This is a genomic window from Cytobacillus spartinae (assembly GCF_042865285.1).
Classification (GTDB): domain Bacteria; phylum Bacillota; class Bacilli; order Bacillales; family Cytobacillaceae; genus Robertmurraya_A; species Robertmurraya_A spartinae.
Map to the genome: position 1 here is coordinate 55,535 of NZ_JBIACK010000002.1, position 26,101 is coordinate 81,635.

Sequence of the window (26,101 nt, forward strand, 5' to 3'; positions counted from 1 at the left end):
TATCTCTGATCCTATTTTCATCTATTAAATTACAAAAATATTCATAAATATTAGGAAAGTGGTTTTTTCTATATAGTAAAGCCGATATAATAAAAATAGTGAGATAAATGGGAGGGGTATAAAAATGTCTACTCAGTTTGTAACAAACACGGTGAATGTTCATGTTGAAGGACGCGTAGCAACTGTTCAAATGAATCGCCCACAAAGCCTAAATGCATTAGATAAGGAAATGATTAAGGGGCTAGTTGCAAGATTAAAGGAGATTAGCACATCCGATGATATTGATATTGTTGTATTAACAGGAAATGAGCGAGCGTTTTCTTCCGGTGGAGACATCAAATCCATGCTTTCTACGGTTAAAGATGAAAACGATTTCTACAATATTATGGATGCTATTAATGAATTGGTTGTAACTATTTATAGCCTTCCAATGGTAACAATAAGTGCTGTATCCGGTGCAGCTGCTGGACTAGGATTAAGCTTAGCCTTAGCAACTGATTACATACTTGCTGATGAAAATAGTAAGCTAGCAATGAATTTTATTGGGATCGGACTCATTCCAGATGGGGGAGCTCATTTCTTCTTAGAGCGCAGATTAGGAGAAGATAAAGCAAAGCACCTAATTTGGGAAGGTAAACCGTTATCAGCTGAAGAGGCATTGAAGATTGGGTTAATTCATGAAGTAGCAGTTGATTATAAAGAGGCTTTAAATAATAAAATTGCGGAGTGGCAAGCAAAGCCACTACAGGCGATGATTAAAACGAAAAAGATTCTTGCGGAAAGAAATCGCCCACATTTATTAAAGACGTTAGAGCTTGAAAAATATGCTCAACATAAAATGAGACAAACAGAAGATCACATGGAAGGCATTCAAGCTTTTATTGAAAAGAGAAAGCCTCAATTTAGAGGAAAATAATGCTCTTAAACAAAAAGACTGGCTCTCTGTAGAGGACCAGTCTTTTTGTTTAACGGTGGAACAGAATTAACTTTCCACTTGGAGAGGTGCATCTGTGTGTTTTTTCTAGAGCATCTTTTTCTTTAAGCATTTTTTCACCTAAAGCTTTTGCCTCGTTGTCATCCTTTGCCTCAAAGCCTTCATCAAGGATTTTCTCTCCATTTGCTTCAAAAGCTGTTAATTTGTAAGTTTTCATATGTAAATCCCCCTAATTTCAATATTCAGATAGTTGATTATACTATTATTCTTGCATAATTTATTCTTTCTTGCAAAAGAAAATTTTTTGTGGAAAAATGAACCTTTTTTAAAACTTACCCGTATAAGTTAATGAAATGGAGGAATGAGAGATGGTATTAAAGCTAGAAGGTGTTTCGAAGAGGTTCGGAAAATTTACAGCTGTAGATGCTTTGTCAATATCGATTCCAGAGAAGGAAATGTTCGGATTCTTAGGGGCAAATGGTGCCGGAAAAACAACAACTTTTCGAATGATATTGGGGATTTTAGATGCAAGTGAAGGTTCTATTAGTTGGGATGGGAAGCCCATTAACTATACCACTAGCCATTTAATCGGCTATTTACCAGAGGAAAGGGGACTTTATCCAAAGCTTAAGGTTAAGGATCAAATTGTCTATTTAGCCAGATTAAGAGGCATGGAAAAGCAAGATGCTTTAAAAGAGCTAGACTATTGGTTAAATCGATTCAAAGTTCCTGAATATGCCAATAAGAAGGTAGAGGAACTTTCTAAAGGGAACCAGCAAAAAATTCAATTTATTGCATCCGTTATTCACAAGCCAAAGTTATTAATCCTGGATGAACCGTTTAGTGGCCTCGATCCTGTAAATGTAGAACAGCTAAAAGATGCAGTTCTTGATTTAAAAGAGAAAGGAACTACGATTGTTTTCTCAAGTCACAGGATGGAGCATGTGGAGGAAATGTGTGAGCATTTGTGTATCATGCATAGAGGAAGCCCAGTTGTTCACGGATCTTTAAAAGAGATTAAACGCAGTTTTGGTAGAAAAAATTTAATCATTCATGGAGATTTAGATTTTGGGTTCCTTAAAAACTATCCAGGTGTGACTAAAGCAAAAACAACTCCGGAAGGTATTCATCTACAAATTGAGGGAGAAGAGACTGCTGAGAAAATTTTAAGTGAGGTTGTAGGAAAGGGTTTTATTCGAAAATTCGTTCTAGAGGAGCCTTCCTTAAATGATATTTTCATAGAGAAAGTAGGTGCATCCTATGAATAACTTTTGGATCATATTATTTCATACTTACCTGAGCAAATTAAAAACAAAATCATTTATTATTACAACCATTATTACAGTGGGTATTATTCTAGCATTAACCAACTTGGAAAACATAATCAGTACTTTTAATGATGGAGAAGATAGTGATAAAGTTGCTGTCATTGATGATACAGGAGCACTATTTCAACCCTTGGAGGAACAATTAAATTTAGTTAATGAGGAAGTTGAATTAACGAAATTAGATGCTAGTGAAGCGGATGGAGAGAAGGAAGTTGAAGAAGGTAATTATGATGGTTTACTAGTGTTATCTTTTAACAATGAAAATCTTCCTATTGCTACCTATAAATCCATGACGATTGCAGATACTAGTTTACCTATGGATTTACAATCTTCTTTACAACAGATTAAAACTCAGCTTGCAGCAACACAAATCAATTTAACTTCTGAACAATTGGGTAAACTATACGAACCTATTTCGTTTGAGCGAGTGGCTCTTGAAGAAAATGCGAAAACGGCAGAAGAGTTAAATCAAGCTAGAGGACTTGTTTATGTTTTACTATTTGTTATCTATTTTGCTGTTATTCTGTATGCGAACATGATTGCCATGGAAGTAGCAACGGAAAAGTCATCACGCGTTATGGAGATTTTGATCTCAAGTGTATCTCCTATTAAGCAAATGTTTGCAAAGATACTAGGAATTGGATTACTTAGCTTAACGCAATTAGCTGTTTTGTTAGGGGTAGGGTATTTCTCTATTAAACAAAATTTAAGCTCAATGGAAGGCGGATTCTTTAGCTTCTTTGGCTTTGGTGACGTTCCTGTTGCAACCATTATCTACGCTGTCGTGTTTTTTGTACTCGGATATTTCCTGTATGCAACTTTAGCTGCATTTTTAGGATCTTTAGTAAGTCGAATTGAAGATGTACAGCAGATGATTACGCCAATGACACTAATGGTTGTGGCGGGCTTTATGATTGCCATGTTCGGGCTAGGTCAGCCAGAAACACCATTCATAACGATTACTTCTTATATTCCGTTTTTTACACCTATGCTCATGTTCATGCGAGTAGGGATGCTATCATTACCAGTGTGGGAGCCGATTCTTGGTATCGGAATTCTTTTAGTAACAATTATTATATTAGCTGTATTTGGTGCAAAGGTATATAAAGGTGGAGTACTTATGTACGGAAAATCTAACTCTTTTAAAGATATTAAGAAAGCCATTGATTTAACAAAAAATGATTAATGAGAGAAGCTCCGTTTATCGGAGCTTCTTGAGTATTTAAAAAGGGTATTTTCATATATTGGTTATAGTTTTGATGAAAATTTGTTTGCAACTAAATATGGTTATGTTATAGTAGCTATGAAAATAGCATAATATGTGTCACTAGGGGTGCCGGATAAATGGCCGGCTGAGAGTAAGACCCGTATTTAAGTCTTTGACCCTTTTACCTGATCTGGTTAGTACCAGCGGAGGGAAGTGTATTGACTGACGTCTACATACGCAGATTCCTGTTGCTGGAGTCTGCTTTTTTTGACTCCAACAATAGAAATTTGCATATTTAACTTCCCTCCATGCTAAGAAATTACATCATTGGAGGGATTTTTTTATGAGGAAAACACACAAAATGACTTTGACAGCGATGATGGTCGCAATTGGAACCCTTACAAGCCACATGTTCTATATTCCAATTGGCTTTGCAAAGGTCTTTCCTATGCAGCATTTCATCAACGTATTATCAGCTGTCCTATTAGGACCTTACTATGCAGTCGCTCAAGCCTTCACGGTTTCGTTGCTCCGGAACATCATGGGGACTGGTTCATTATTTGCTTTTCCAGGAAGTATGATTGGTGCTTTATTAGCAGGATTAGTATTTTTAAAAACCAAAAAGACCATCTATGCAGCATTTGGTGAAGTGATCGGGACAGGGATTTTCGGTGCTATGCTTTCTTATCCCATTGCGACTTTGCTTTTAGGAAGTGAAGCAACTCTATTTGGTTTTATTCCTGCGTTTATTGTTAGTTCACTGAGTGGAGCAACGATTGGTTTTATTATTTTAACAGCGTATTTTAAAAAGGTTGGAGAAAGAGGGGGACTAGGGTGGAAACAGCATTAACAATCGCAGGGTCAGACTCCAGTGGTGGGGCAGGAATTCAGGCTGATTTAAAAACCTTTTCAGCCCTAAAGGTTTATGGGATGTCAGTAATTACTGCAGTAACAGCTCAAAACACGACAGGTGTACGTTCCATTGCGACCATTCCAACAAACATCATTCAAGACCAAATGGAAGCGGTATTAGAAGATATTCCAGTAGGTGCAGTGAAAATTGGGATGCTATCATCCTCACACGTTATTAAAACAGTTGTATCAACTCTTGTAAATGTTAAGGCAACGAATATTGTTCTTGATCCAGTAATGGTATCAAAAAGTGGTCATCACCTTCTTGAATACGAAGCGGTTCAGACATTAAAAGAAGACCTAATTCCTATAGCAACGATTGTGACCCCAAATCTTCCAGAAGCTGAAGCCATTTTAGGAAGGAAAATTCTTTGTGAGGAAGATATGAAGGAAGCATGTCAACAACTAAATGAGCTTGGACCTAAATATGTACTTTTGAAGGGCGGACATTTAGAAGGAGACCCAGTTGATGTCCTTTATGATGGCACCGAGTTTCATCATTTTTACCAAGAAAGAATACTTACAAAAAATACACATGGTACGGGATGTACTTTGTCTTCGGCAATTGCTGCACATTTAGCAAAAGGAAATAGTGTGGTAGATTCAGTACATTTGGCTAAGGAATACATTACCGGTGCAATCCAGCATAGTATTTCTATTGGTCAAGGACACGGGCCGACTCACCATTTCCATCAGCTATGGTAGGGGGTAAATACGTGAAGTGTGGTGAAATTAAGCATCTTTTTAAGCTTATTAAAGACAACAATCCATTAGTTCACCATATCACCAATCAAGTTACGATTAATGATTGTGCAAATGTTACTTTAGCGATTGGCGCATCCCCCGTTATGGCAGACTACACGAGGGAAGTAGAGGAAATCGTTAGTAAAGCTGATGCCCTATTGCTAAACCTTGGGACCTTTAACGAGGAGCGGTACCAATCTATGAAAGTAGCTGGAAAAAAAGCCAATCAACTAGGGATTCCCATTGTTTTTGATCCAGTTGGGGTTGGTGCTTCAAGCTTTAGAAAAAACAAAGCACTGGAACTTCTAAAAGAAATTGATATTTGTATAATACGAGGAAACTACGCTGAGGTTAGTAGCTTAGTTGGATTAGGCGGAAAAGCAAAAGGTGTGGATTCGGTAAATCTTGAAGAGAGCTCGAATGATGTGATAAAGATTGCGAAACTAGTCGCAACAGCATTCGATTCAATCGTGGTAATAAGTGGGGAAATAGATGTTGTCACCAATGGACAAAGAGCGTGCATAGTTGAAAATGGAGACGAATGGCTTTCAAAGATAAGTGGAACGGGATGTGCTTCAGGCTCTTTAATTGCTTCATTTTCAGCGGTTACAAACGATTACTATCTTGCTGCAGTTGCTGGAATATCTACGATGGGAGTATGCGGAGAAAGAGCAAAGAAGGCTCTGGAAAAAGCGGATGGATTGGGAACATATAGAGTTAAGCTAATGGATCAGCTTTCTAGTATGGATGGAGATACATGGGGGAGAGAGGTGAGAATATATGAAGTGGAGTATGGATGAAGTTTTAAAGTTGTATTTAGTAACAAAGGAAGATATGCACATAGATATTCTACTTAAAAAAGTCGAAGAAGCTGTAAAAGGCGGAGTCACGATGGTTCAGCTAAGGGAAAAAAATTCTTCTAGTCATGAATTCTATAATAAAGCAATACGATTAAAAGAGTTACTAATTTCTTATAAAATCCCACTCATTATTAATGACCGCGTAGATATCGCATTGGCTATTGAAGCAGACGGGATCCATGTTGGTCAAAGTGACCTCCCTGCAAAAGTAGTGAAATCAATGATTCCTGATGGCATGATTCTAGGCGTTTCGGCAAGAACGATTGAAGAAGCAACGAGAGCAAAAATGGCAGGCGCACATTATATCGGAGTAGGTGCTTGTTTCCCAACCTCTACCAAGAATGATGCAAAGCTCATTCACCATGATTTAATAAAAGAGATTAATACGAAAGTAAATATTCCATCGGTAGGGATAGGTGGAATTACCATGGATAATGTTGAAAATCTAAGTCACCTTGGTTTAAATGGAGTAGCTGTCATTTCAGCCATTCTAAATGCGGAGAACACAACTCTTGCCGCACAATCCATCACAAGCAAATTTGAATCATAAAAAATATTATAGCAAGTCTACTAGGGGAGTCCATTATGCTGGGCTGAGAAAAAACGCTAAAGTCTTTGACCCTTTGAACCTGATCTGATTCATATCAGCGTAGGGAAGTAGAAAGGTGCGTCTTATGCACTTACATACTTCTTGTAACGGGTTCTTAATTGAGCCCGTTTTTTTTATGGTTCCTGTAAATTAATTGACGGTTTTACGGCCAGGCAAAAGCCAGGTTTTCAGAAAAATTTATGAAAAGAGGAGAAAACATGTCAAATAAACTTCAAGCTTTATCTCAATTTCCAGGAAGTAAGAAAGTGTACATTCAAGGGGGAAGAGAGGATGTCCTTGTCCCAATGAGAGAAATTTCCTTGTCCCCTACTGAAGGGATTTTTGGGGAAGAAGAAAACAAGCCAGTACGTGTATATGATACGAGTGGGTTATATACGGATCCGACTTATGAAGTAGACATTAACAAAGGGTTACCCAAGCTTCGTGAAAAATGGATTTTAGAACGAAAGGATGTAGAGAGCTATTTAGGAAGAGATATTAAGCCAGAAGATAACGGATACCGTAGTGAAGAGGATGCGAGACAAGTAGAAGTGTTCCCGAATGTTGTAGCAAAACCATTAAGAGCAAAAAATGGCGGGAATGTTACACAAATGCATTATGCGAAAAAGGGAATCGTTACTCCAGAGATGGAATTTATTGCGATTAGAGAGCAACTGGAACCTGAATTTGTAAGACAAGAGGTTGCGAGTGGAAGGGCAATTATCCCTTCAAATATCAATCACCCTGAAAGCGAACCAATGATTATTGGGCGAAACTTTCATGTGAAAATTAACGCTAATATTGGGAATTCAGCTGTATCATCGTCAATTTCTGAAGAAGTAGAAAAAATGACATGGGCAACCCGTTGGGGGGCAGATACAATCATGGATCTATCAACAGGAAAAAACATTCATACAACGAGAGAGTGGATTATTCGTAATTCTCCCGTTCCAGTCGGGACGGTCCCAATTTATCAAGCACTTGAAAAAGTAAAAGGTGTTGCAGAAGATTTAACATGGGAAGTGTACAGAGATACATTAATTGAACAGGCTGAGCAAGGTGTGGATTATTTTACCATTCATGCAGGGGTGTTACTACGTTATATTCCAATGACAGCCAAACGTACAACTGGAATTGTTTCTCGTGGAGGATCTATTTTAGCACAATGGTGTTTAGCTCATCATCAGGAAAACTTCTTATATACACATTTTGAAGAAATTTGTGAAATCCTAAAAACATATGATATTGCCGTGTCACTTGGTGATGGCTTAAGACCAGGATCAATTGCTGATGCAAATGATGAAGCACAATTTGCTGAATTAGAGACATTAGGTGAATTAACGGATATTGCTTGGAAGCACGATGTTCAAGTCATGATTGAAGGTCCAGGTCATGTACCGATACACATGATTAAAGAGAACATGGATAAACAACTAGAAATTTGTAAGGAAGCACCTTTCTATACGTTAGGACCTTTAACAACGGATATTGCACCAGGCTATGATCATATTACATCAGCCATTGGTGCAGCGATGATTGGGTGGTTTGGTACAGCGATGCTATGCTATGTAACACCTAAAGAGCATTTAGGTTTACCGAATAAAAATGACGTACGTGAAGGGGTAATTGCTTATAAAATTGCGGCTCATGCTGCAGATTTAGCCAAAGGACATCCTGGTGCACAAGTTAGGGATAACGCTTTGTCTAAGGCTCGTTTTGAGTTCCGATGGAATGACCAATTTAATTTATCTCTAGACCCAGAAAGAGCAAGAGAATATCATGATGAAACACTACCAGCCGAAGGAGCTAAAACAGCCCACTTTTGTTCAATGTGTGGACCTAAATTCTGTTCGATGAGAATTTCTCAAGATATTCGTAATATGGCAAACGAGAATAATAAGACTGAGGAAGAAATTATAGAAGAAGGGATGAAAGAAAAAGCGAAGGAGTTTGTTGAGCATGGATCAGCTATTTACAAATGATTCGCATATGCCCAAAGTATCTGTTTTAAAGGCTGAAATTAAACAACTAAAAGCGAACATATCTTACTTAGAAGAAAAAATAGAACAAATTCAGTTTCAGTGTAAGCATGTATTCTTAGAAGTTGAAGGATTTAGAAGATGTACGAAATGTCAGAAAGTGGATGTGTATCACTATTAAAGAATCGGAAAAAGCCTGTCATTTCTGACGGGCTTTTCCAATCCGGTACTATAAACTTTTTAAACTGGTAACGACTTGCTTTAAATAAACTTTGTTTCCCAGCACGAAGAACAGAATACTCCCTAACGAGAGAAAGGAAATAATAATAAACATCCATTGCCCACCATACTGACTTAACAAGGCTCCACCCATAATAGGGCCGAAAAAATGACCGATTTTTCGAAATTGTCCTGCACCAAAATAGGCTCCTCGCATGTTTTCATCTGCCAATTGATCAATTAAAAGACTGTTAGAAGGAAAGATTAGTATTTCTCCAATTGTGAGTAAGACGATTGATAAAATAGCAGAAACCCAGCCATTCACAAAGCTAAATCCTACTAATCCTGCACATAATAGAATTGCCCCAACCATCATTACTTTCATAGGGCTAAATTTTTCTGCAAAGTGACTAATAGGAATTTGAAAGAAAACAACAAATACAGCATTTATGGAAAGCAATACGGAGTAAATGAATACCCCATTTATAATAGAATTCTCCAAATGCTGAGGCAGGCTTGATTCTAATTGAGCATAACCAATATTTATAAGGATCACACCTAGGATAAGGAAGCGGAGTGCTTTGTCTCTTTTAACAATGTTAAAAGCATCTAAGAAAGAAATCACATTTTTAGAATCAACCTTTTTATTTTCTACAAGCATATTCAATAAAAAGAAAAGGGCAATCGCATAGATAAGATACATGGAGCCCGTAATGACAAATGTAGAATTTGCTGAAACACTTGCAAAATAAGCACCTAGTAAGGGTCCAATGGCTGCTCCTATATTAATGGCTGTGTACCTTAAGGAATAGGCCTTCATTCTATTTTTCTTATCAGTCAAATCGGCAATTAAAGCTTGAGATGTAGGTTCGAAAAATGAATTGCAAAGTCCATTAAGTGCATTAAGTAATACATATAAAAGAGGACTGCTCGCAATCGAAAAACCGAAGAATACTAGAGACAAACAAAATAAAGCAATGAGCATGATTGGTTTTCGCCCATATCGATCTGATAGGTGTCCGCCAACAAATCCGCCTATTGTTCCCATTAAAGGACTGATCCCAACCGTGACCCCAATAAGAACAGGGTGTAGGTCATGGGTTTTAGATAAATAGATGGCCAAGAATGGTAGAGTCATGAATGAAGCAAGTCTAACCATTACCGTTCCTAGCAATAATACCCAGACAATCGGGTGAAATTGATATTGATTTATATACGTTTTGATTTGATTCATCGTATGGACCTCATGAAAAAGTATTTGGAATATATCCCCATACTGTACTATAGTTCCTTTGATTGTATAAGTAAAATTTAATTTAATTATAAAAAGTCATAAGAAAAACTTATTTAGTGTTCCCATCTCTCTGTAACCCTTTTATAACTAGCCAAAAACCTCCTATAAAAATAGTGCCTAATAATCCAATTGTTAAGGCTACCTCAATTTTATGTATTAGATGGTGAAGTTTCATTATCTGTGCTCCTTGAATAATGTTCATATATGATGTAATTACTTTTAAGCGGCTGAACATAGCCTCATGTATAAAAAGACGAAATTAAAGAAATAAATGTTACAAAGACAGAACGTGCATTCGCTTTTTATAAATGATAAAATGAGAAAAAAGAGCTGGGCGAGGAACTGACATGAACGAAATCAAATTTATACATGCTGCTGATTTACATTTAGACAGCCCCATGGTTGGACTAAAGCATTTACCGAAACACATTTTTAAAAGGTTGCAGGAAAGTACCTTTCAAGCTTTAAAGACTTTAATTGATAAGGCCATTTCTAGCAAGGTGGATTTTGTTATATTAGCTGGAGACCTTTTTGATCATGAGGATCGAAGTATTCGAGCACAGGCTAGACTTCGAAGTGAATTGGAAAGGCTTCAATCAGAAGGAATAAGTGTGTTTATTGTATACGGAAATCATGATTTTATGGGAGGAAGTTGGCCGCATCTTGATCTTCCTAATAATGTTGAAGTTTTTCGAGAAACGGTTGAAACAAAGACCCTTAAAACTAGAAACGGTGCAGTGGTTCACCTATATGGATTTAGTTATCCAAGTAGACATGTCCTAGAAAGAAAGATTGATGATTATAAAAGGACGGGGAATGCTGACTATCATATCGGAATTTTACATGGAAACTTAGAAGGGAATCAAGAACATGGGAATTATGCTCCCTTTCAGTTAAACGATTTATTGGAAAAGCAATTTGATTATTGGGCACTGGGCCATATCCATAAAAGAGCAGTATTGTGTGAAGAACCTCCAATTGTGTACCCAGGAAATCTTCAAGGCCGTCATCGAAAAGAGGCAGAAGTTAAGGGATGCTATCTAGTATCTCTAAATCAGGCGAACCATTCACTAGAGTTTATCGAGACGAGTGACGTTATATGGCTTGAGAAGCAATTAGATGCAACACATATGAAATCCTTTAATGAACTTTATCACTCATGCCTTGATTTGGTAGAGAGGGTTCGTTTAGACGAAGTGGGAGTATTGTTATGCTTAAAGATTATAAATGTTAATTTAGACGAGGTTACTTTGGATGATTTAATGAAGGAGGAACTTCTAGAAGCTTTACAAGGAAATGAAGAAAAAGAAGACTCTTTCGTCTGGACCATCTCCATTCAAGTTGAAAACCAAATGACATACAACCGAGACCTCTTGGCAAAAGAGGATGACTTTTATAGTGAAATGTTTGATATGACAGATAATCTTGAATTGTTGGAGGAAAGTCTAAGTCAACTGTATCATCATCCGTTAGCTAGAAAATACTTAAAATCGTTAACACCAGAAGAACTAAAGCAGCTAAAGCAAGAGACAGAATGGATGTTGCTTCAGGAATTACTTAAGTAAAAATAAAGGAGGTGAAGGGGATGAAAATTGAAAGCCTTCATATATATGGGTATGGAAAATTTGACCAAGTAACAATTGATAATTTGAGCGGAATGAACATTTTTTATGGTGAAAACGAAGCAGGGAAATCTACCATTATGTCGTTTATACATAGCATATTATTTGGGTTTCCAACTAAGCAGCAAACAGAATTAAGATACGAGCCGAAAAAAGGTTCAAAATATGGTGGTCAATTGATTATTCAGTTTGAACAACATGGAAAAACCGTCGTCGAGAGAGTAAAAGGCAAAGCAACAGGCGATGTCAGCGTACTGTTAGAGGATGGAAATAGAGGGGGAGAGGAACTACTAAAAGAGCTATTAAGCTATGTAGACAAATCCTTATATCAATCTATATTCTCTTTCAACCTTAATGGGCTGCAGAATGTACACCAATTAAAAAGTGAAGATATTGGGAAGTTCCTATTCTCGACTGGTGCAGTGGGTACTGAAAGATTATTAACTTTAGACCTTCTACTTCAAAAGGAATTAGATTCACGTTTTAAACCAAATGGAAAAAAACCATACATAAATGAAAAGCTGCAGGAGCTAAGGGATCTTCAAAATGAGTTGAAAAAGGCGGAGCAGCACAACAGTAAGTTTTGGGATTTAAGCATAGAAAAAGAAGAGTTGCTCGAACAAGCGGAAAAAGCACAACAAAAACTTGAAGCTCTACATAAAAAGGTTACAAAACTAGAGGAATGGAAGAAGATCTCACCGATCGTGAACGAGAAGGAGTTTCTTGAGCAGGAATTAAAGAAATATGAAGGTCAGTCTTTTCCTGTGGATGGGATGACAAGGCTAAATCAATTAAAACAAATCTTACAGCCAATTGAAGGTCAAATGAAATCCCTTCGTGAGCGGATTGAACGCTTGAGAAACGAACTTAATGAACATAGACCTTGTAGAAAGGTTATAGAAAAAGAATTAGAAATTACTTCAGCTATTGAAGGTTATCCCCTTTATGAATCATTCCTAGAAGAGGAGAAGGATCTGGGGTCAAAATTAAAGAAGATAGATGAGGAAATGGAGGTTCTTAAAGACAAGCTCCATGCTCCAACAACTAATTTTGAAGATTGGCTGAGGAGTAATACTAGTGTTTTTATGAAGGAAAAAACACTTGATGCACAAAAGAAACAGGAACGATTAAGAGATAAGAAGATTGATTTAGACGAACAATTTAGCCAGGAAAAAGAGACGCTGGAAAAGATCGAAACAAATATCGAAGAGTTAAAAAGAGAGCTTCTACCAGAAAGTGAAAGAGAGCAACTCGAGAGGAAAGTAAGTGCTTTAAATAGCAAAGGGAATTTAGAAACTGAGCTTAAGAATGCACAAGAAAAAATTGCCCTTCTAAGAAAAACCGAACAACGAGAAAAGAAACACCACAAGAAACAGTTGATTCAAAATAGGGTTCAGACAGTCATATTAAGTGCACTTTTAACGGTAGTAATAGGTTGGGGACTCTGGGTTTCTGAAGTGATGGTGACGGTTTTTGGTGGAGTAGGGTTATTGACCATCATTATCCTGTATTTGAGCAAGAATCGCCAAGCAGAAAACACTGAATTGCGAGACGAAATTGAGAGCATGGTACAAAAAGAACGGGAACTAATCCAACATATAAATTCTAATTCCCCGGATTTCGCTTTAATGGAGGAGAAATTAAGGAATAATCAAGAAAAATTTGCCCGACTTAAAGCATTAGAAATCAGGTTGTCACAACAAAATGATCAATATGAGAAAGTCATATCCTCTTATGAGAAATGGGAGAAGGACTTTATTGAGCATGAATCACTTTTATTAAGTTTGGGGGAAGAGTTAAATATTCCAACTGAATTGGCACTGAATCATTTACATGATGCATTCTTAATCATTGATCAATTAAAAAGCTCTGCAAGAGATAGACAGTATGTTCTTGAACAATTGATTAAAAAGCAGCAAGCGAAACAAGGAATAGTAGAAAAGCTAGAGCAATTAGGTGAACTTATTTTAGATAAAAAATCTCTTTCTCTAAGTGATACCGTTTTTTTACTTAGGAAAAAAGTAAAAGAAGAGATGGAAAAAGAGGTTAAATTTAAAGAAAATGAAGAAATGCTAAGGGGCTCTGAAATTGAATTTCAAGGTCTTCATAAAGAATGTGCACATATTCAAGAGGAACTTTATAGCTTATTTGAGTTAGCTTCAGTAAATACAGAAGAGGAATTTCGCCTTGCTGGAAGGATGGAAGAGAAGCGGAGCCAGCTAATCGAAGAAATTGAAAATCTTTCTCTACAAGTACATCTGTCTTCTCTAACAGAAACGGAGAAAGCTGAATTTGGAAGCATAGAGGATGTCGTAGAGGAATTAACTTTGATTCATGCGCATATAGAGGAATACAGCCAATCTATTAAAAAATCTCAAAAAAGAGTTGCTGAAGTGAACCATGAAATAAGTGTACTGGAGGAGGGGGGGAAGTATACGGATTTACTCCACCGCTATCATCAGTTGAAATCAGAGCTTAATGAAGAAGCAAAAAAATGGGCTAAGTATGCTTTTGCGAAAAATGTATTAAATCAAACGATTGATTATTTTAAGAAAAAACGACTTCCTACCATGTTGAAGAAGGCAGAAGAATATTTAATTCATTTGACGGATGGGAAGTATACTCGAATTATTCTAAAGAATGAAGGTCATGGCTTCTTAGTTGAAAGGATTGATCACACCGTTTTTGAAGCAAATGAACTAAGTCAGGCAACAACCGAACAACTATATGTGTCGTTAAGACTTGCGCTTGCTACCACCATCTATCACAAATATCAGCTTCCTATAATTATTGATGATAGCTTTGTAAACTTTGATCATATTAGAGCGGAAAAGGTTATTCAACTTTTGAAGAAGGTTGAAGGTCATCAGGTCTTGTTTTTTACATGTCATAAACACATATTATCGTTTTTTGATCATACGGAGATCATCCATTTAAAAGAGGCTACAGGCTCAGCTGTTCATTTTCCTTAATAAAAAGAAGAGAAAAAGAGGCTGGTAAAATCAGTATGAGGTGACTTCATACTGATTTTACGAAACTTTGCATAATAACTAATATTGGTAGGATGTCTGAATACCGATAGAAATAAGAAAGTGTTCGGAAATATGATATACTAGTTTCAAAGAGAGGAGCGTCGGTGCAATGATAGTTAAGGGAATTCTTGATCATGAGGTGGGAGACCAAGTTGAGAAGTTTCTTCTAGTTAAAAGCTCAACCAAAGGAACTGCTAGTAACGGAAAGCCTTTTTTAACTTTAATCTTACAAGATCAAAGTGGGGATATTGAAGCAAAGTTATGGGACGCTTCAGAGGAAGATGAAATTAATTATAGTGCAGAAAAAATTGTAAAAGTTTTAGGAGATATTCAAAATTACCGTGGTCGAAACCAATTAAAGCTTCGTCAAATCCGTCCAGCTGCTCCAACTGATGCAGTAAAACTTTCAGACTTCTTGGAAACCGCGCCTGTTAGCAAGGACGAAATGACAAGTAAAATAACTCAGTATATTTTTGAAATGAAGAATCCCAATATCCAAAGAATTACACGACATTTATTAAAGAAATACCAGCAGGCCTTTTTGGAATATCCTGCTGCAACGAAAAACCATCACGAATTTGTATCTGGTTTAGCTTATCACGTCGTAAGTATGCTGGACCTGTCTAAGGCAATTGCAGGTTTATATCCTAGCTTATATAAGGACCTTTTATATGCAGGAGTTATTCTCCACGATCTTGGAAAAGTAATGGAGCTTTCAGGCCCTATTTCGACGACTTATACGGTAGAAGGTAATCTACTCGGGCATATTACGATTATGGTAAATGAAATAGGAAAAGCAGCCGATGAGTTAGGAATTTCAGGTGAAGAAGTAATGGTTCTACAACACTTAGTTCTGAGCCACCATGGAAAAGCAGAATGGGGAAGTCCAAAGCCACCATTAATAAAGGAAGCAGAAATTCTTCACTATATTGATAATTTAGATGCAAAGATGAATATGCTAGACAGGGCACTTGAAAGAGTAAAACCAGGTGAGTTTTCAGACAGAGTCTTTGCTCTGGACCAACGTTCATTCTATAAACCTAGCTTTCATAAATAAATGATTAATAGCGCCTATATTATAGGCGTTTTCTTTTTCTAAAAAATTGATAGACTATCATATTTACTTTTATAAATGCATATGTTTTAACAAAGATGGGACAACCTATTGAATGGAGGAAATGTGATGGAAGTAATACCAATTTGGGTGTTTTTTGTTGTACTAGGAATCGCAGTTAGTGCGTATATGGCTTTAAAAACAGGAAGAGAAGAACGACAGCTTGAGCAGGAGAGCATTGAGAGAGAAGGAGAAATTTATATAAAACGTCTTGAAAGAGAAAAAGAGGAGAGAGAAGTAAAACGCTCTTTAGGTTAAAATAAGGCTGTTCTCGCATGGATTTTGTAATTCGTATCTATTTACAAACTTATACTTTTTCGTAAAGAAACGGCACTATTTCCAGTTCAAAAATGCAAGTTTACGAAAAGGCAAATAAAAAAGGTTCCATAAGGAACCTTTTTTGTATCTTATTTCGCTTCTTCCTCAGTAGCAGCTTCTTCTTCTGTACCTAGGACACCCTTTAGATCTTCATCATTTACTTTCACGTTTGCTTCTTTAAGCTCGTTTTGAAGTGCTTCTTGCATAATCGTTTGATCAAGCTTAGCAACCTTCACTTCAAATTCTATATCTTCTTTCATTTCTTCAAATGAAGGTTTTTCTTTCTTCTCTGTTGTTTGGATAATATGGTAACCATGTTGTGACTGTACTGGTTCACTAATCTCATCTATTTCTAAAGCATAAGCAGCTTCTTCAAATTCAGGAACCATTTGCCCAGGACCGAAGAACCCTAAGTCTCCACCTTGTTCAGCAGAAACAGTATCTGTTGAATATTCTTTAGCTAAATCTTCAAATTTAGCCCCTTCGTTAAGCTTTTGTTTAACTTCCTTTGCTGTTTCCTCGTCGGCAACTAAAATGTGACGTGCCTTAATTTGAGTCTTGTAGTTATCGTAATACTCCTGAAGTTCTTCTTCAGTTGCTTCAATATCTTTAATCGATGCTTTTTGAACTAGTAGCTCTCTTTTTAGGATGCCTCTGAATTCTTCTTCATCCTTAATATTGTTTTGCATTAACACAAGTTCAAAGTTTTCTCCGAACTGGTCTTTTAATTCGTTAATTTTCTTATCCAATTCTTCATCCGTTACTTCATACTTTTCTGAAAGAACTTTTTCATAAAGTAACTCTTGTAGAGCTTGTTGGCCATATTTTTCTTTCATCGCTACATAGAGCTCGTCCTTCGTAATATTTCCAGCTTCTGATTCTACTACGACTTCAGATTCCTCTGCATTGTTACAGGCGGTTAAACCAATTACACCTGCTGCTAATGTGAGGGATAGGATCCATTTTTTCATGCTGCCATCTCCTAATAAAAAATTTCTGCCTGTGAGTTCCTTTACTACCCATCCAACCTAACTACATTTGGGAGGAAGTAACATGATCGTCACCCACTTAAAACCACATCAACTACTATAACATATCTTTAAACAAGAACAAAAATAATATCCATTCTGATAGAAAAAATTGGAATTTTGTAAAAATAGGCGGGAACCTATTCCCATTTCTGGGACTCCTACATAGGATAACAGTGTAATAACCAATTAACTCAGTTGGTTATAAAAAATTCATAACGATTTTAGCAGCATTCACTCAGTTCAAAGAGAGTGGATGGTCGAATTAATGAACCAATAGGAGGGATAACGATGAGCCATTTTAATCAAGGTTTCGCGTTAATTGTAGTGCTGTTCATCCTATTAATTATTGTTGGTACAGCATTTTGCTAAGGGATTTTTCCTAAAAGTGGGTTACGCGCCTACTCGAAATGAATAAAGCATGAATAGTATAGAGTATACACATTAAAGGAGGTGTTACTATGGGTCACGCATATGGTGGCGGTTTTGCGTTAATCGTAGTATTGTTCATTTTATTGATCATCGTTGGAGCAGCTTGGCTTTAATTAAAAAATAAAAGGAACATGGGGAAAGCCCCATGTTCCTCATTGTTTATGTAAAAATCAAGCAAATAGGATCTCTACATAAGATGAAATAAGCAGAATTGTCACCAAAATATTTATCGTTCTAAATACCTTTGGCTGTCGCTCCTCAGGTATTTCTTTTTGGAGGCAAAGAGAATTAGTCATTTTATTAATATTAAATAATATGAAAATAGCAAATATAATAAAGATGGAGATCATCATTGAATCCCTCCCAAGTATAGTCGTTTTTTCTCTTAAATTACAATAACAAAATTTCCAAAAAAAAGATAGTAATAACCCTTTAACAAAGTAGGATATAAAAGGACATCTTATTAGATGCCCTTAATTTATCAATTTCTACATACTAATATTTCAAAGCCATCTTCATTTTCTTCAATGTATGCATGTTTTGGCGCAAAAAGTATATCTTTTGCACATATCATATCGGAAACACACAGTCCGATGTGATAAGCTAGTAAAATGGTAAAATAATGTGCATAATCTGGTAGCAAGAAGCATCCAGCCAATAATATTGAATTAATAACCACAAATGGCATTAACAATGCTGTTAGAAATAGATGTTTACTAATCGGCTCAGTGACTCTTATATGGATAATCGGATAAAAGCCAAACTTTAGCCTTGTTGTAATTTTTAATTTATCTCTCAAACTAATCACAGGTACATAATGACAAAGTTTGTGGAGTGGATAAGTAGCAAATAAGAAAGCACAAAACACTAAAAAGTAATTATCGTTAAAAGATGAACTTACAAATAAATAAGACGATGGAATATATAGCAAAATAAAAGCAAATAACATTGTGATGATAGAGAGTATAAAAATTCTCTGAGAACCATATTGTTTTGTAATATTAATGGTCTTCCAACAATTCATCGTAAAAAGCCTCCAAAATGGAGAGAAGATATATTAGCAATGCTAATATAAGTAATCTCAATTAGTAAGTAATATAAGGTTTCATCAAACTTACTAAGATACTTTACGATGAAAAGTACAAAAAATCAATAGGGAATTTTGATTCATTTTTTCACCGTATTTACGAAAATGTTTAAACGTTATTTATATATTATGAAGTGTTTAGTATATTAATGTATAATAACTTTGGACGAACTGAAAAGAGGTCTTTACATGAATTACGAAATCTTACTTAAGAAAATCGAAAAGCTTGAATATCATCAATCTCTTTTACTAAAAATGGTGACAGATAACCAACATGATTTTTTTAAGTTAGTTATTAAATATTCTTTAGATCAAAAGGATGTAGAATCATTTCATAAACTATGTGAACATATGAGCACAGAACTTGAAAAACAGAAAGCGGAAGGTTTTGTGTACTTTCATCCGCTTTACGAAGAATTCAGAAGGAATTTACATCCGAATGTTCCTGTCGAAGAGGTTATCTTTGCATGTCTTAATCAAAGACTGTTTGAACCACTAATGGTTGAGTTTAAAAAATATTTATCGTATTAGACCACTTCTTTAGGAGTATCTTTTTTGCGAAGCTTACCATCTTCCTCAATAAATTCATTCTCAATATTGTCAAATGACCTTTCAAATATCTCCATGAAGTCATCTCCGTATATGTTACGAATGATGGCCATCATTTCAATGATATCTGGAAACTTACCGTACAATTCTTTTAAAGGCATGGCACCAGAAAAGGCAGCATTTTTATGAGGTTCATAAGTTTCCATTAATTCTAGTAAAACGCTTTCACCTTTTTCAGTTAATTGAACGTAGGTGTTCCTTTTGTCATTTTCCTTTTTAGAAAAGTTCAGTAATCCTCTTTCTTCTAACTTCTTTGAAAAATTGAATGCAGTTGAGACGTGCATAACCCCAAATTTTGCAACGTCTGAAATGGAAGCACCATTTAAGTGGTAAGCGATCCATAAGATATGATGTTCGTTAATATTCAAATCAAAAGGCTTAATCCATTGTTGCCAATCTTTCTCGATTGATTTCCATAAAGCTTTACTCAGTTGTGCAATCCTTTGGCTAAAAAGCAATGCTTCTTTCATTGAATAATGTTTTTCATTCATCCCCAATATTCACCTACTTTATTGATTCTCTATTAACATTATGCCAATAAAACAAAAATTAATAAAGATAAAAATTTACTAAATTTTTAGAAATTAAAAAAATTATCTTTAAAATTAAAGTTTCATAAGACTTTAGCATGATATTTAGAGTGTACTAGCAAAAAAAACAAGAAAATTAATAGTATATTAGTTTTCTTTTTAAATACAAAAAAATCCTTCTTTTTAGGGAAGGATTTTTCTGGAAAGCTTGTTATTGCATAATTTTTTTATCAAGTGTAGTTATTTAGTGTCTGTTTTGAGCTGGGTTTCAAGTTCACTGACGGCAGATTGAATAGAATCTAACTCTTCTTTTAAACGAATTTGGTGTGGTTGTATGTCTTGCTTCCAATCAGATATCAATAATTTTAGATCTTGTACAAATGTTAAAAGGGACTCTTTCCCTTCCTTTGATGCAGATAACACCGTTTCTTTTAATTGGAGTACAGTACTGTTTAAGTCAGCCAATTGGGACTTCCACTCAAGGCTGTTTTCCATTATATTTTTCCTAGCCTCTTTTCCTGATGTTGGAGCTGATAATAAAGTGGCAATTCCAGCTGCAACACCACCGACAACAAATCCTAAGAATAAAGACCTTAGTTTCAACTTAGAACACCTCCATATTTGGATTACCCTTTTAAAACAAGTTCTACACGAGCTGTAAAATTCCTTCAACGTTTTGACCCTACTGGTTTGCTCATACACCTAGAGTTTCAAGCATAGTTATATAATAACGTATTTTGGGGTTTCCTTCTTATAAAAGGAGTGAGTAAAGTGTCAGGAATCATTTTTGCCTTTTTTGTATTAAGTGCTGTCCTGTTTTGTGGTACTTTTTATAATATTATGGCTTTACAAAAACCGGGTTTTTATCCTCCCAAGAAGATATTAAAGAAGAGGGCAGGGGCATTAGCTGGAGGGGGAGCCTTATTTTTAATTATCGGGATGATATTCAGTAGCTTTCAGTAAAGGTATAAAAAAAGAACCCAAAATAGGGTTCTTTTTCAGTTTAACTACACTGTTTGAGTGTTAAGCTTAGTACGTTTCACAATGGTAAGGGCAACAGGGTATAGAATAATCATTGCGATTGTATTTACCGCAGCTGCTGGTAATACAACAGCTCCGAACAATGCTGCAAATGGTCCAGGTAGACCAACGATTAAATAAGCTGATGTTAAGAATGCGACTCCAGAAATAAGGGTACCAACTGCTGTTAAAACAGCTACACTAACAATTGATTTTTGGAATTTCTTTAGTAATAAAAATAAACCAAAGAAAGCAAATGCAGTAATAGGTTTGTCAATAATGTTTGGTAGTAAACCACCTGGGAAAGTTGTTGTTAATCCTGAAATTAGTCCTGTAACTAATCCTAAAAGTAAAACACTTTTTCGATCTGGAAAAAGAACAATTCCTAAAAACATCATTGTCAACATCATATCAGGTTTCATTCCGAGGAATATTCCCGGAACCACCGCATGTAAAACAGCACCCATCCCTACTAAAAGTGAAAGTACAACAAGATTCTTCGTATTCATTTCTCATCTCTCCTCTGCTATTCTAGCTTATCTAGGCTTCTCCTGTAGTGCACTCATTGCCTACAGCGAAAAACTTTCTATCATTATAGCATACTCATTTTTATAATAAAAGTTAAAGTATTCTGTTAATTTAAGGTTGTTATAGGTTTATTAATTGGGCTCTTTTCGTAAACTTTGTTGCTATTTAAGTACTTTAAACTGCTTTTAAACGGATTATGGTGCTGTTTTCTTTATTTTGGGAACAAAAGATGCCACGAAGCAGCATGGAATCCGTGTTGGAGACCATATACGAATAGAAACAATCTATGCGAAAACAGCTATTAATTAAGTTAAAGATTTAAATTTCTTCATAAACTCTGCTAATTGTATAACATGGTCAAGCGGCATTGCATTGTATATTGATGCTCGGCATCCTCCAACAGATCGATGGCCATTTAACCCCACAAAACCATAATCCTTAGCTTGTGCTAGGAATGAACTTGTAAGCTCTTCAGTTGGTAATGTGAACGTAACATTCATTTTTGAACGACTATCCTTTTGTGCATGACCGTTATAGAAACCTTTACTTCCATCAATCACATCATATAGAACGTTTGCTTTTTCAGTATTTTTTACTTCTAGCGCTTCAACTCCGCCTTCTGAATGAGCCCACTCTAGTACAAGGTCTAGTAAGTAAATAGCAAAAGTTGGAGGCGTATTGTAGAGAGAATTATGATCCGAATAAGTTTGGTAATTCATCATCGTAGGTAATTGATCGTTTGAGCGCTTTAAAAGATCCTTTTTAATAATGACAACCGTTACCCCAGAAGGACCAAGATTTTTTTGAGCACCTGCATAGATTAGCCCGAATTGATCAACATTTAAAGGTTTGCTTAAGATGTCACTAGACATATCTGCGATTAGAGGAACTGATACCTCAGGGAAGGTATCCCATTGAGTTCCGTAAATCGTATTATTACTTGTTATATGGAGATAGGCTGAATCTTGAGATAGTTTATTAAGATCTGCAGAAGGAATTTCCTTATATTGTTGATCTTTACTAGATGCGAGAACTTGTGTTTGACCGATTTTTTTAGCTTCTTTTAAGGCTTTCTCCGACCAGGAACCTGTTAATACATAAGATCCAACTGATTCGTCTATTAAAAGATTCATCGGAATCATTGAGAACTGCAGGCTAGCTCCACCTTGTATAAATAAAATTTCATATTCATCTGAAATAGTAAGTAGTTTTTTTAGTTTTAATTTTGCTCCATTATGAACTTCTTCATACACTTTGCTGCGATGACTAAGTTCCATAACAGACATTCCTGTTCCTTTAAAGTCTAATAGATGCTTTTGAGCTTCTTCTAGAACAGTTTGTGGCAGTGCAGCAGGTCCTGCATTGAAATTTAGCGCTCTACTCATGATCTTCTAGCCTCCATACAATTGTTTTTTCAATCAACGCGTCAACTAAGTAAAGATTAATATCATTATCCTACCAAAAAAATCCTAGCTGTAAATAGAAAATTGAACATTTGGAAAACTTTATTTTTAGATGATTAAAAAAGCTTTTCAGGAAGTTCCCGAAAAGCGAATTTTTTTAAGAAATTTGATTGTTGATTTCTTGAGCAATTTTTTGTAAATCTTCTGGAGTGTATTCACTTTGATGTGACTTCCATACTGCACCGAAGCCGTCTTCTTCACCATAGCGTGGTAGGAGGTGTAGGTGGAAGTGAAAAACAGATTGTCCTGCTTTTTCACCATTATTGTTTAGGAGGTTAAGGCCCACTGGCTTATAAGCTGCTTTAATGCCGTTTGCAATCTGTGGAACAACCTCAAATAGGTTTTTGGCAATCTCAGGAGTTAATTCATATAGATTTTCTTTATGTACCTTTGGAATGATAAGAGTATGTCCTTTTGTTACTTGGCTAATATCAAGAAAAGCAACTACATGTTCATTCTCAAATACTTTCGCAGCTGGGATGTCACCATTTACAATTTTACAAAAAATGCAATCACTCACTGTTCAGATCTCCTTCCATAATTAGATATTGATTTCAGAATATTTTACCATAAACTTCAAGAATTAAAAATGAACAGAATAAATGCTTATAAAAAAGTGAAGGCAGGATCCGCATGGAATCCTGCCGTCGTTGAGGGGAAATTGCTTCTTACTGGACGTTTCTACTAAGGTAAATTCTCTTTGATAAACACCTCATTTTAATATGATTTGTTATCTGAAGAGTTTCGATCTTTGTTCAAGCGAACCATCCCCTTAGCTTTTTATAAGTTGTCTCAACGTATAAAGCATGGTGATAGTCTTTAACCAACACCCCATTTTCATATTTGAAATGTGTGTTCTAAGATCTAGGTTAAACTGCAATTACATGCAACAGAACCATCCCCTTATAGGAACGTTGGAAGCTTATATTGAAAGGAACTTGTCTGCGACAGACACCCCGTTTCAAAGTTTAGTGATATTAAATCACTTTTTCTTCCCCCTCGATAATTATCATGCCCGCTTAGGGAAGCATTATGTAATTATTTTTTAATAAAGTTTTGATTCGTTGAGTAGTATTAACTATAGCTTTAAAATGACCATATTGAAGCGATTAGGGTAAATTCTATTTTTTAATAGCACAATTTGTTAAAATAAAAATAACTATTTTATGGAAGGAAGTTTTAGATGAGCTTGCTCGAAATCAAAAACTTAACGGGTGGATATACAAGAAATCCCGTCTTGAAGGATATATCGTTTGAAGTGAAAGAAAATGAAATAATCGGTCTGATTGGACTAAATGGTGCTGGAAAGAGTACAACGATTAAGCATATTATCGGATTAATGGAGCCGCAAAGTGGAGAAATAACGATTAAAGGAAAAGCGATACATAACGATAAAGAAACCTATCGAAGACAATTTACTTTTGTTCCTGAAACGCCTGTTCTTTATGATGAGTTAACATTGGAGGAACATTTGAGATTATCCGCAATGGCATATGGAATTGATGAGAAAACTTATGAAGAGAGAAAGGCTCAGTTATTAAAGGAATTCCGAATGAGTAAAAGGCTAAATTGGTTCCCAGCTCATTTTTCAAAGGGGATGAAGCAAAAGGTAATGATTATGTGTGCCTTTTTAGTACAACCCTCCCTTTATATCGTTGATGAACCTTTTGTCGGGTTAGATCCACTAGGGATTCAATCCCTTCTCGATTTAATGAAAAAAATGAAGGAAAATGGTGCAGGAATATTAATGTCCACTCACATTTTAGCAACGGCTGAAAGGTACTGTGATCGATTTGTTATTTTACATGAGGGAACGATTCGTGCATATGGAACATTAAAAGAACTAAGAGAACAGTTCTCAATGCCGGATGCAACCCTTGATGATTTATACATTCAGCTAACAAAGGAAGAAGATTATGTTTGAGGAAAATAAACTATGGAGAGAGCGGCTTGGAAAAACCTCCAAGGAGCTCGGCAAGTATTTTCGCTATATATTTAATGGACATGTTGTCATTGTACTCGTATTTCTAATCGGTACGGCAGCTTATTATTATCAGGAATGGGTAAAAACACTTTCACCGGATTTTTTTCCTGCATCGCTAATCATGGCAGCTTTATTAGCGGTTTTGTTAACGTATAGTCCCATTTTCACCATGTTAATGGAGGCTGACCGAATTTTCTTACTCCCTCTAGAATCGAGACTTGAGAAGTATTTTAACCGTACAATGGTTTTAAGCTTCTTTGTTCAAGTCTATTTACTTATTATCGGGCTAGGAGTTTTTATGCCTTTATATGCAAGGGTGAATGGTGGGGACTTTAAGCCATTTTTCATGTTTCTTATAATCATGTGTGTTGTAAAACTGCTAAATATACTCATTCGTTGGAGAATCCAGTATTTCGTTGAGACGCGCGTACATATGGTGGATTCCATCGTACGGTATTGTGTAAATGCTGTATTTTTATATTTTTTATTTTCCAATGGAGGAATACTGTTTGTACTACCTGTTTTCTTTCTGTTAATCGGGCTATTCTTGTTTTATCAAGCACAAACAAAGCATAAAGGGCTAAAGTGGGAATTCCTAATAGATCAAGAAGAACGAAGAATGATGTCCTTTTATCGGTTAGCGAATATGTTTACTGATGTACCTAAGCTTAAAGATCGTGTTAAACGGAGAAGATGGCTTGATTGGATTGCAAGAAGTCTGCCTTATCGACAAGACGTAGCCTATTTTCATCTAATGGTAAACACATTTGTGAGAGGTGGCGATTATTTAGGTTTAGTTATTCGCCTGACTGTCATTGGGATTGCGGGCCTGTACTTGATTACGTTTGGATACGGCCAAATTCTGTTTGTAGTTTTGTTTTTATTTTTAACAGGATTTCAACTTTTGCCACTATGGAATCACCATCAAAACAAGATTTGGGTGCATCTTTATCCTATCAAGGACGAGCAAAAGAAAAGTTCTTTTCAACGCTTGTTAAATCGGGTGTTGGCTATTCAAGGAATTTTCCTAAGCATTCCTCTATTTGCAAAAGGGGAGTGGGTAACAGGGGCAATTGCTCTAATTGCAGCATTTGCATTTAACTATTTCTTTGTAAATGTATATAGTAAGAAAAAATTAGAGCCGTTGAAGTGATTTTTTTAAAAGCTAATCTAAACTTGCGTGTTGAGTTGCCCTGTAAATGTTAAACAACTTTACTAACATTTGCGGGGTTTTTATGTGATTTTATAAGAAATAAGGTAGGTTCTGA

At 35.8% G+C, this 26,101-nt stretch carries 29 protein-coding genes and 2 riboswitches; of the genes, 19 read left to right on the forward strand and 10 right to left on the reverse strand.

Annotated features, from left to right (window positions below; translation table 11 throughout):
- Positions 1-124 precede the first annotated feature (124 nt).
- Positions 125-916 (forward strand): enoyl-CoA hydratase, encoded by a 792-nt coding sequence (locus tag ACFYKX_RS06280; protein WP_389359188.1) that lies wholly within the window; start codon positions 125-127, stop codon positions 914-916.
- A 49-nt stretch (positions 917-965) separates the two neighbouring features.
- Here the strand turns inward: ACFYKX_RS06280 and ACFYKX_RS06285 are convergent, their stop codons facing one another.
- Positions 966-1,151 (reverse strand): YhzD family protein, encoded by a 186-nt coding sequence (locus ACFYKX_RS06285; RefSeq protein ID WP_389359190.1) that lies wholly within the window; start codon positions 1,149-1,151, stop codon positions 966-968.
- 151 nt (positions 1,152-1,302) lie between these two features.
- Here ACFYKX_RS06285 and ACFYKX_RS06290 point away from each other — a divergent pair, with 151 nt between their 5' ends.
- From ACFYKX_RS06290 to ACFYKX_RS06325, 8 genes are all read left to right on the forward strand, one after another.
- A complete protein-coding gene (locus tag ACFYKX_RS06290) occupies positions 1,303-2,202 on the forward strand; it encodes an ABC transporter ATP-binding protein (RefSeq protein WP_389359192.1) in 900 nt (299 codons plus the stop codon).
- Positions 2,195-3,448 carry an ABC transporter permease gene (locus tag ACFYKX_RS06295; protein ID WP_389359194.1) on the forward strand — a complete coding sequence of 418 codons (1,254 nt, stop codon included), beginning with the start codon at positions 2,195-2,197 and terminating at the stop codon, positions 3,446-3,448. The genes ACFYKX_RS06290 and ACFYKX_RS06295 overlap by 8 nt, the downstream gene beginning before the upstream one ends.
- A 133-nt stretch (positions 3,449-3,581) precedes the next feature.
- A riboswitch (TPP riboswitch) is annotated at positions 3,582-3,698 on the forward strand.
- A 114-nt stretch (positions 3,699-3,812) separates the two neighbouring features.
- Complete coding sequence (gene thiW, locus ACFYKX_RS06300; protein WP_389359196.1) at positions 3,813-4,319, forward strand: energy coupling factor transporter S component ThiW; 507 nt, start codon at positions 3,813-3,815, stop codon at positions 4,317-4,319.
- The gene (gene thiD / locus ACFYKX_RS06305; RefSeq protein WP_389359198.1) at positions 4,304-5,086 is read left to right on the forward strand and encodes a bifunctional hydroxymethylpyrimidine kinase/phosphomethylpyrimidine kinase; all 783 of its coding nucleotides are present in this window, start codon (positions 4,304-4,306) and stop codon (positions 5,084-5,086) included. The genes thiW and thiD overlap by 16 nt, the downstream gene beginning before the upstream one ends.
- 11 nt (positions 5,087-5,097) lie before the next feature.
- Positions 5,098-5,925 carry a hydroxyethylthiazole kinase gene (gene thiM / locus ACFYKX_RS06310; protein WP_389359200.1) on the forward strand — a complete coding sequence of 276 codons (828 nt, stop codon included), beginning with the start codon at positions 5,098-5,100 and terminating at the stop codon, positions 5,923-5,925.
- Positions 5,906-6,535: a thiamine phosphate synthase gene (thiE, locus tag ACFYKX_RS06315; RefSeq protein ID WP_389359202.1), complete on the forward strand. Its 630-nt coding sequence runs from the start codon at positions 5,906-5,908 to the stop codon at positions 6,533-6,535. The genes thiM and thiE overlap by 20 nt, the downstream gene beginning before the upstream one ends.
- A gap of 12 nt (positions 6,536-6,547) precedes the next feature.
- Positions 6,548-6,658, forward strand: a riboswitch (TPP riboswitch).
- Between the two features lie 134 nt (positions 6,659-6,792).
- A complete protein-coding gene (gene thiC, locus ACFYKX_RS06320; protein WP_389359204.1) occupies positions 6,793-8,556 on the forward strand; it encodes a phosphomethylpyrimidine synthase ThiC in 1,764 nt (587 codons plus the stop codon).
- Entirely contained in the window at positions 8,534-8,734 is a 201-nt protein-coding gene (locus ACFYKX_RS06325; RefSeq protein ID WP_389359206.1) for a hypothetical protein, read from the forward strand. Before thiC ends, ACFYKX_RS06325 begins: the two co-directional genes overlap by 23 nt.
- 48 nt (positions 8,735-8,782) lie before the next feature.
- Here the strand turns inward: ACFYKX_RS06325 and ACFYKX_RS06330 are convergent, their stop codons facing one another.
- Positions 8,783-10,006 carry an MDR family MFS transporter gene (locus tag ACFYKX_RS06330; RefSeq protein WP_389359208.1) on the reverse strand — a complete coding sequence of 408 codons (1,224 nt, stop codon included), beginning with the start codon at positions 10,004-10,006 and terminating at the stop codon, positions 8,783-8,785.
- A 407-nt stretch (positions 10,007-10,413) separates the two neighbouring features.
- Between ACFYKX_RS06330 and ACFYKX_RS06335 the strand changes: the two genes are divergently transcribed.
- The 4 genes from ACFYKX_RS06335 to ACFYKX_RS06350 all read left to right on the forward strand — a co-directional run bounded on the left by ACFYKX_RS06335 (position 10,414) and on the right by ACFYKX_RS06350 (position 16,092).
- Positions 10,414-11,631, forward strand: a complete 1,218-nt coding sequence (locus ACFYKX_RS06335) for a metallophosphoesterase family protein (protein ID WP_389359210.1) — start codon at positions 10,414-10,416, stop codon at positions 11,629-11,631.
- A gap of 20 nt (positions 11,632-11,651) precedes the next feature.
- A complete protein-coding gene (locus tag ACFYKX_RS06340) occupies positions 11,652-14,660 on the forward strand; it encodes an ATP-binding protein (protein WP_389359212.1) in 3,009 nt (1,002 codons plus the stop codon).
- A 172-nt stretch (positions 14,661-14,832) separates the two neighbouring features.
- A complete protein-coding gene (gene yhaM, locus ACFYKX_RS06345; RefSeq protein ID WP_389359810.1) occupies positions 14,833-15,777 on the forward strand; it encodes a 3'-5' exoribonuclease YhaM in 945 nt (314 codons plus the stop codon).
- 126 nt (positions 15,778-15,903) lie between these two features.
- Positions 15,904-16,092, forward strand: a complete 189-nt coding sequence (locus ACFYKX_RS06350; protein WP_389359214.1) for a sporulation YhaL family protein — start codon at positions 15,904-15,906, stop codon at positions 16,090-16,092.
- A gap of 149 nt (positions 16,093-16,241) precedes the next feature.
- On the opposite strand, the gene ACFYKX_RS06355 is transcribed toward ACFYKX_RS06350, so the two are convergent.
- A complete protein-coding gene (locus tag ACFYKX_RS06355) occupies positions 16,242-17,123 on the reverse strand; it encodes a peptidylprolyl isomerase (RefSeq protein WP_389359216.1) in 882 nt (293 codons plus the stop codon).
- A gap of 348 nt (positions 17,124-17,471) precedes the next feature.
- On the opposite strand from ACFYKX_RS06355, the gene ACFYKX_RS06360 reads away from it, so the two are divergent.
- Positions 17,472-17,552: a YjcZ family sporulation protein gene (locus tag ACFYKX_RS06360; RefSeq protein WP_389359812.1), complete on the forward strand. Its 81-nt coding sequence runs from the start codon at positions 17,472-17,474 to the stop codon at positions 17,550-17,552.
- A gap of 89 nt (positions 17,553-17,641) precedes the next feature.
- Positions 17,642-17,725: a YjcZ family sporulation protein gene (locus ACFYKX_RS06365; RefSeq protein ID WP_060670486.1), complete on the forward strand. Its 84-nt coding sequence runs from the start codon at positions 17,642-17,644 to the stop codon at positions 17,723-17,725.
- Between the two features lie 57 nt (positions 17,726-17,782).
- Here ACFYKX_RS06365 and ACFYKX_RS06370 read toward each other — a convergent pair whose 3' ends face one another.
- Entirely contained in the window at positions 17,783-17,962 is a 180-nt protein-coding gene (locus ACFYKX_RS06370; protein WP_389359815.1) for a hypothetical protein, read from the reverse strand.
- 131 nt (positions 17,963-18,093) lie between these two features.
- A complete protein-coding gene (locus tag ACFYKX_RS06375; protein ID WP_389359217.1) occupies positions 18,094-18,636 on the reverse strand; it encodes a DUF3267 domain-containing protein in 543 nt (180 codons plus the stop codon).
- 252 nt (positions 18,637-18,888) lie between these two features.
- Between ACFYKX_RS06375 and ACFYKX_RS06380 the strand changes: the two genes are divergently transcribed.
- Entirely contained in the window at positions 18,889-19,230 is a 342-nt protein-coding gene (locus ACFYKX_RS06380; protein ID WP_389359219.1) for a DUF1878 family protein, read from the forward strand.
- Here the strand turns inward: ACFYKX_RS06380 and ACFYKX_RS06385 are convergent.
- Positions 19,227-19,799 (reverse strand): HTH-type transcriptional regulator Hpr, encoded by a 573-nt coding sequence (locus tag ACFYKX_RS06385; RefSeq protein ID WP_389359221.1) that lies wholly within the window; start codon positions 19,797-19,799, stop codon positions 19,227-19,229. The genes ACFYKX_RS06380 and ACFYKX_RS06385 overlap by 4 nt on opposite strands.
- A 279-nt stretch (positions 19,800-20,078) precedes the next feature.
- Entirely contained in the window at positions 20,079-20,441 is a 363-nt protein-coding gene (locus ACFYKX_RS06390) for a YtxH domain-containing protein (RefSeq protein WP_389359223.1), read from the reverse strand.
- Between the two features lie 168 nt (positions 20,442-20,609).
- Between ACFYKX_RS06390 and ACFYKX_RS06395 the strand changes: the two genes are divergently transcribed.
- On the forward strand, positions 20,610-20,801 hold the full coding sequence (locus ACFYKX_RS06395) for a hypothetical protein (RefSeq protein WP_389359225.1): 192 nt from the start codon (positions 20,610-20,612) through the stop codon (positions 20,799-20,801).
- Positions 20,802-20,845: 44 nt separating this feature from the next.
- Here the strand turns inward: ACFYKX_RS06395 and ACFYKX_RS06400 are convergent, their stop codons facing one another.
- The 3 genes from ACFYKX_RS06400 to ACFYKX_RS06410 form a co-directional block, all read right to left on the reverse strand.
- Complete coding sequence (locus ACFYKX_RS06400) at positions 20,846-21,367, reverse strand: tryptophan transporter (RefSeq protein ID WP_389359227.1); 522 nt, start codon at positions 21,365-21,367, stop codon at positions 20,846-20,848.
- Between the two features lie 324 nt (positions 21,368-21,691).
- Complete coding sequence (gene serC, locus ACFYKX_RS06405; RefSeq protein ID WP_389359229.1) at positions 21,692-22,771, reverse strand: 3-phosphoserine/phosphohydroxythreonine transaminase; 1,080 nt, start codon at positions 22,769-22,771, stop codon at positions 21,692-21,694.
- A gap of 175 nt (positions 22,772-22,946) precedes the next feature.
- Positions 22,947-23,369: an HIT family protein gene (locus ACFYKX_RS06410; protein WP_389359230.1), complete on the reverse strand. Its 423-nt coding sequence runs from the start codon at positions 23,367-23,369 to the stop codon at positions 22,947-22,949.
- A gap of 663 nt (positions 23,370-24,032) precedes the next feature.
- On the opposite strand from ACFYKX_RS06410, the gene ACFYKX_RS06415 reads away from it, so the two are divergent.
- Together ACFYKX_RS06415 and ACFYKX_RS06420 are read left to right on the forward strand one after the other, a co-directional pair.
- Positions 24,033-24,773: an ABC transporter ATP-binding protein gene (locus tag ACFYKX_RS06415; RefSeq protein ID WP_389359232.1), complete on the forward strand. Its 741-nt coding sequence runs from the start codon at positions 24,033-24,035 to the stop codon at positions 24,771-24,773.
- On the forward strand, positions 24,766-25,986 hold the full coding sequence (locus ACFYKX_RS06420) for an ABC transporter permease (protein WP_389359234.1): 1,221 nt from the start codon (positions 24,766-24,768) through the stop codon (positions 25,984-25,986). Before ACFYKX_RS06415 ends, ACFYKX_RS06420 begins: the two co-directional genes overlap by 8 nt.
- The last annotated feature ends 115 nt before the right edge of the window (positions 25,987-26,101 follow it).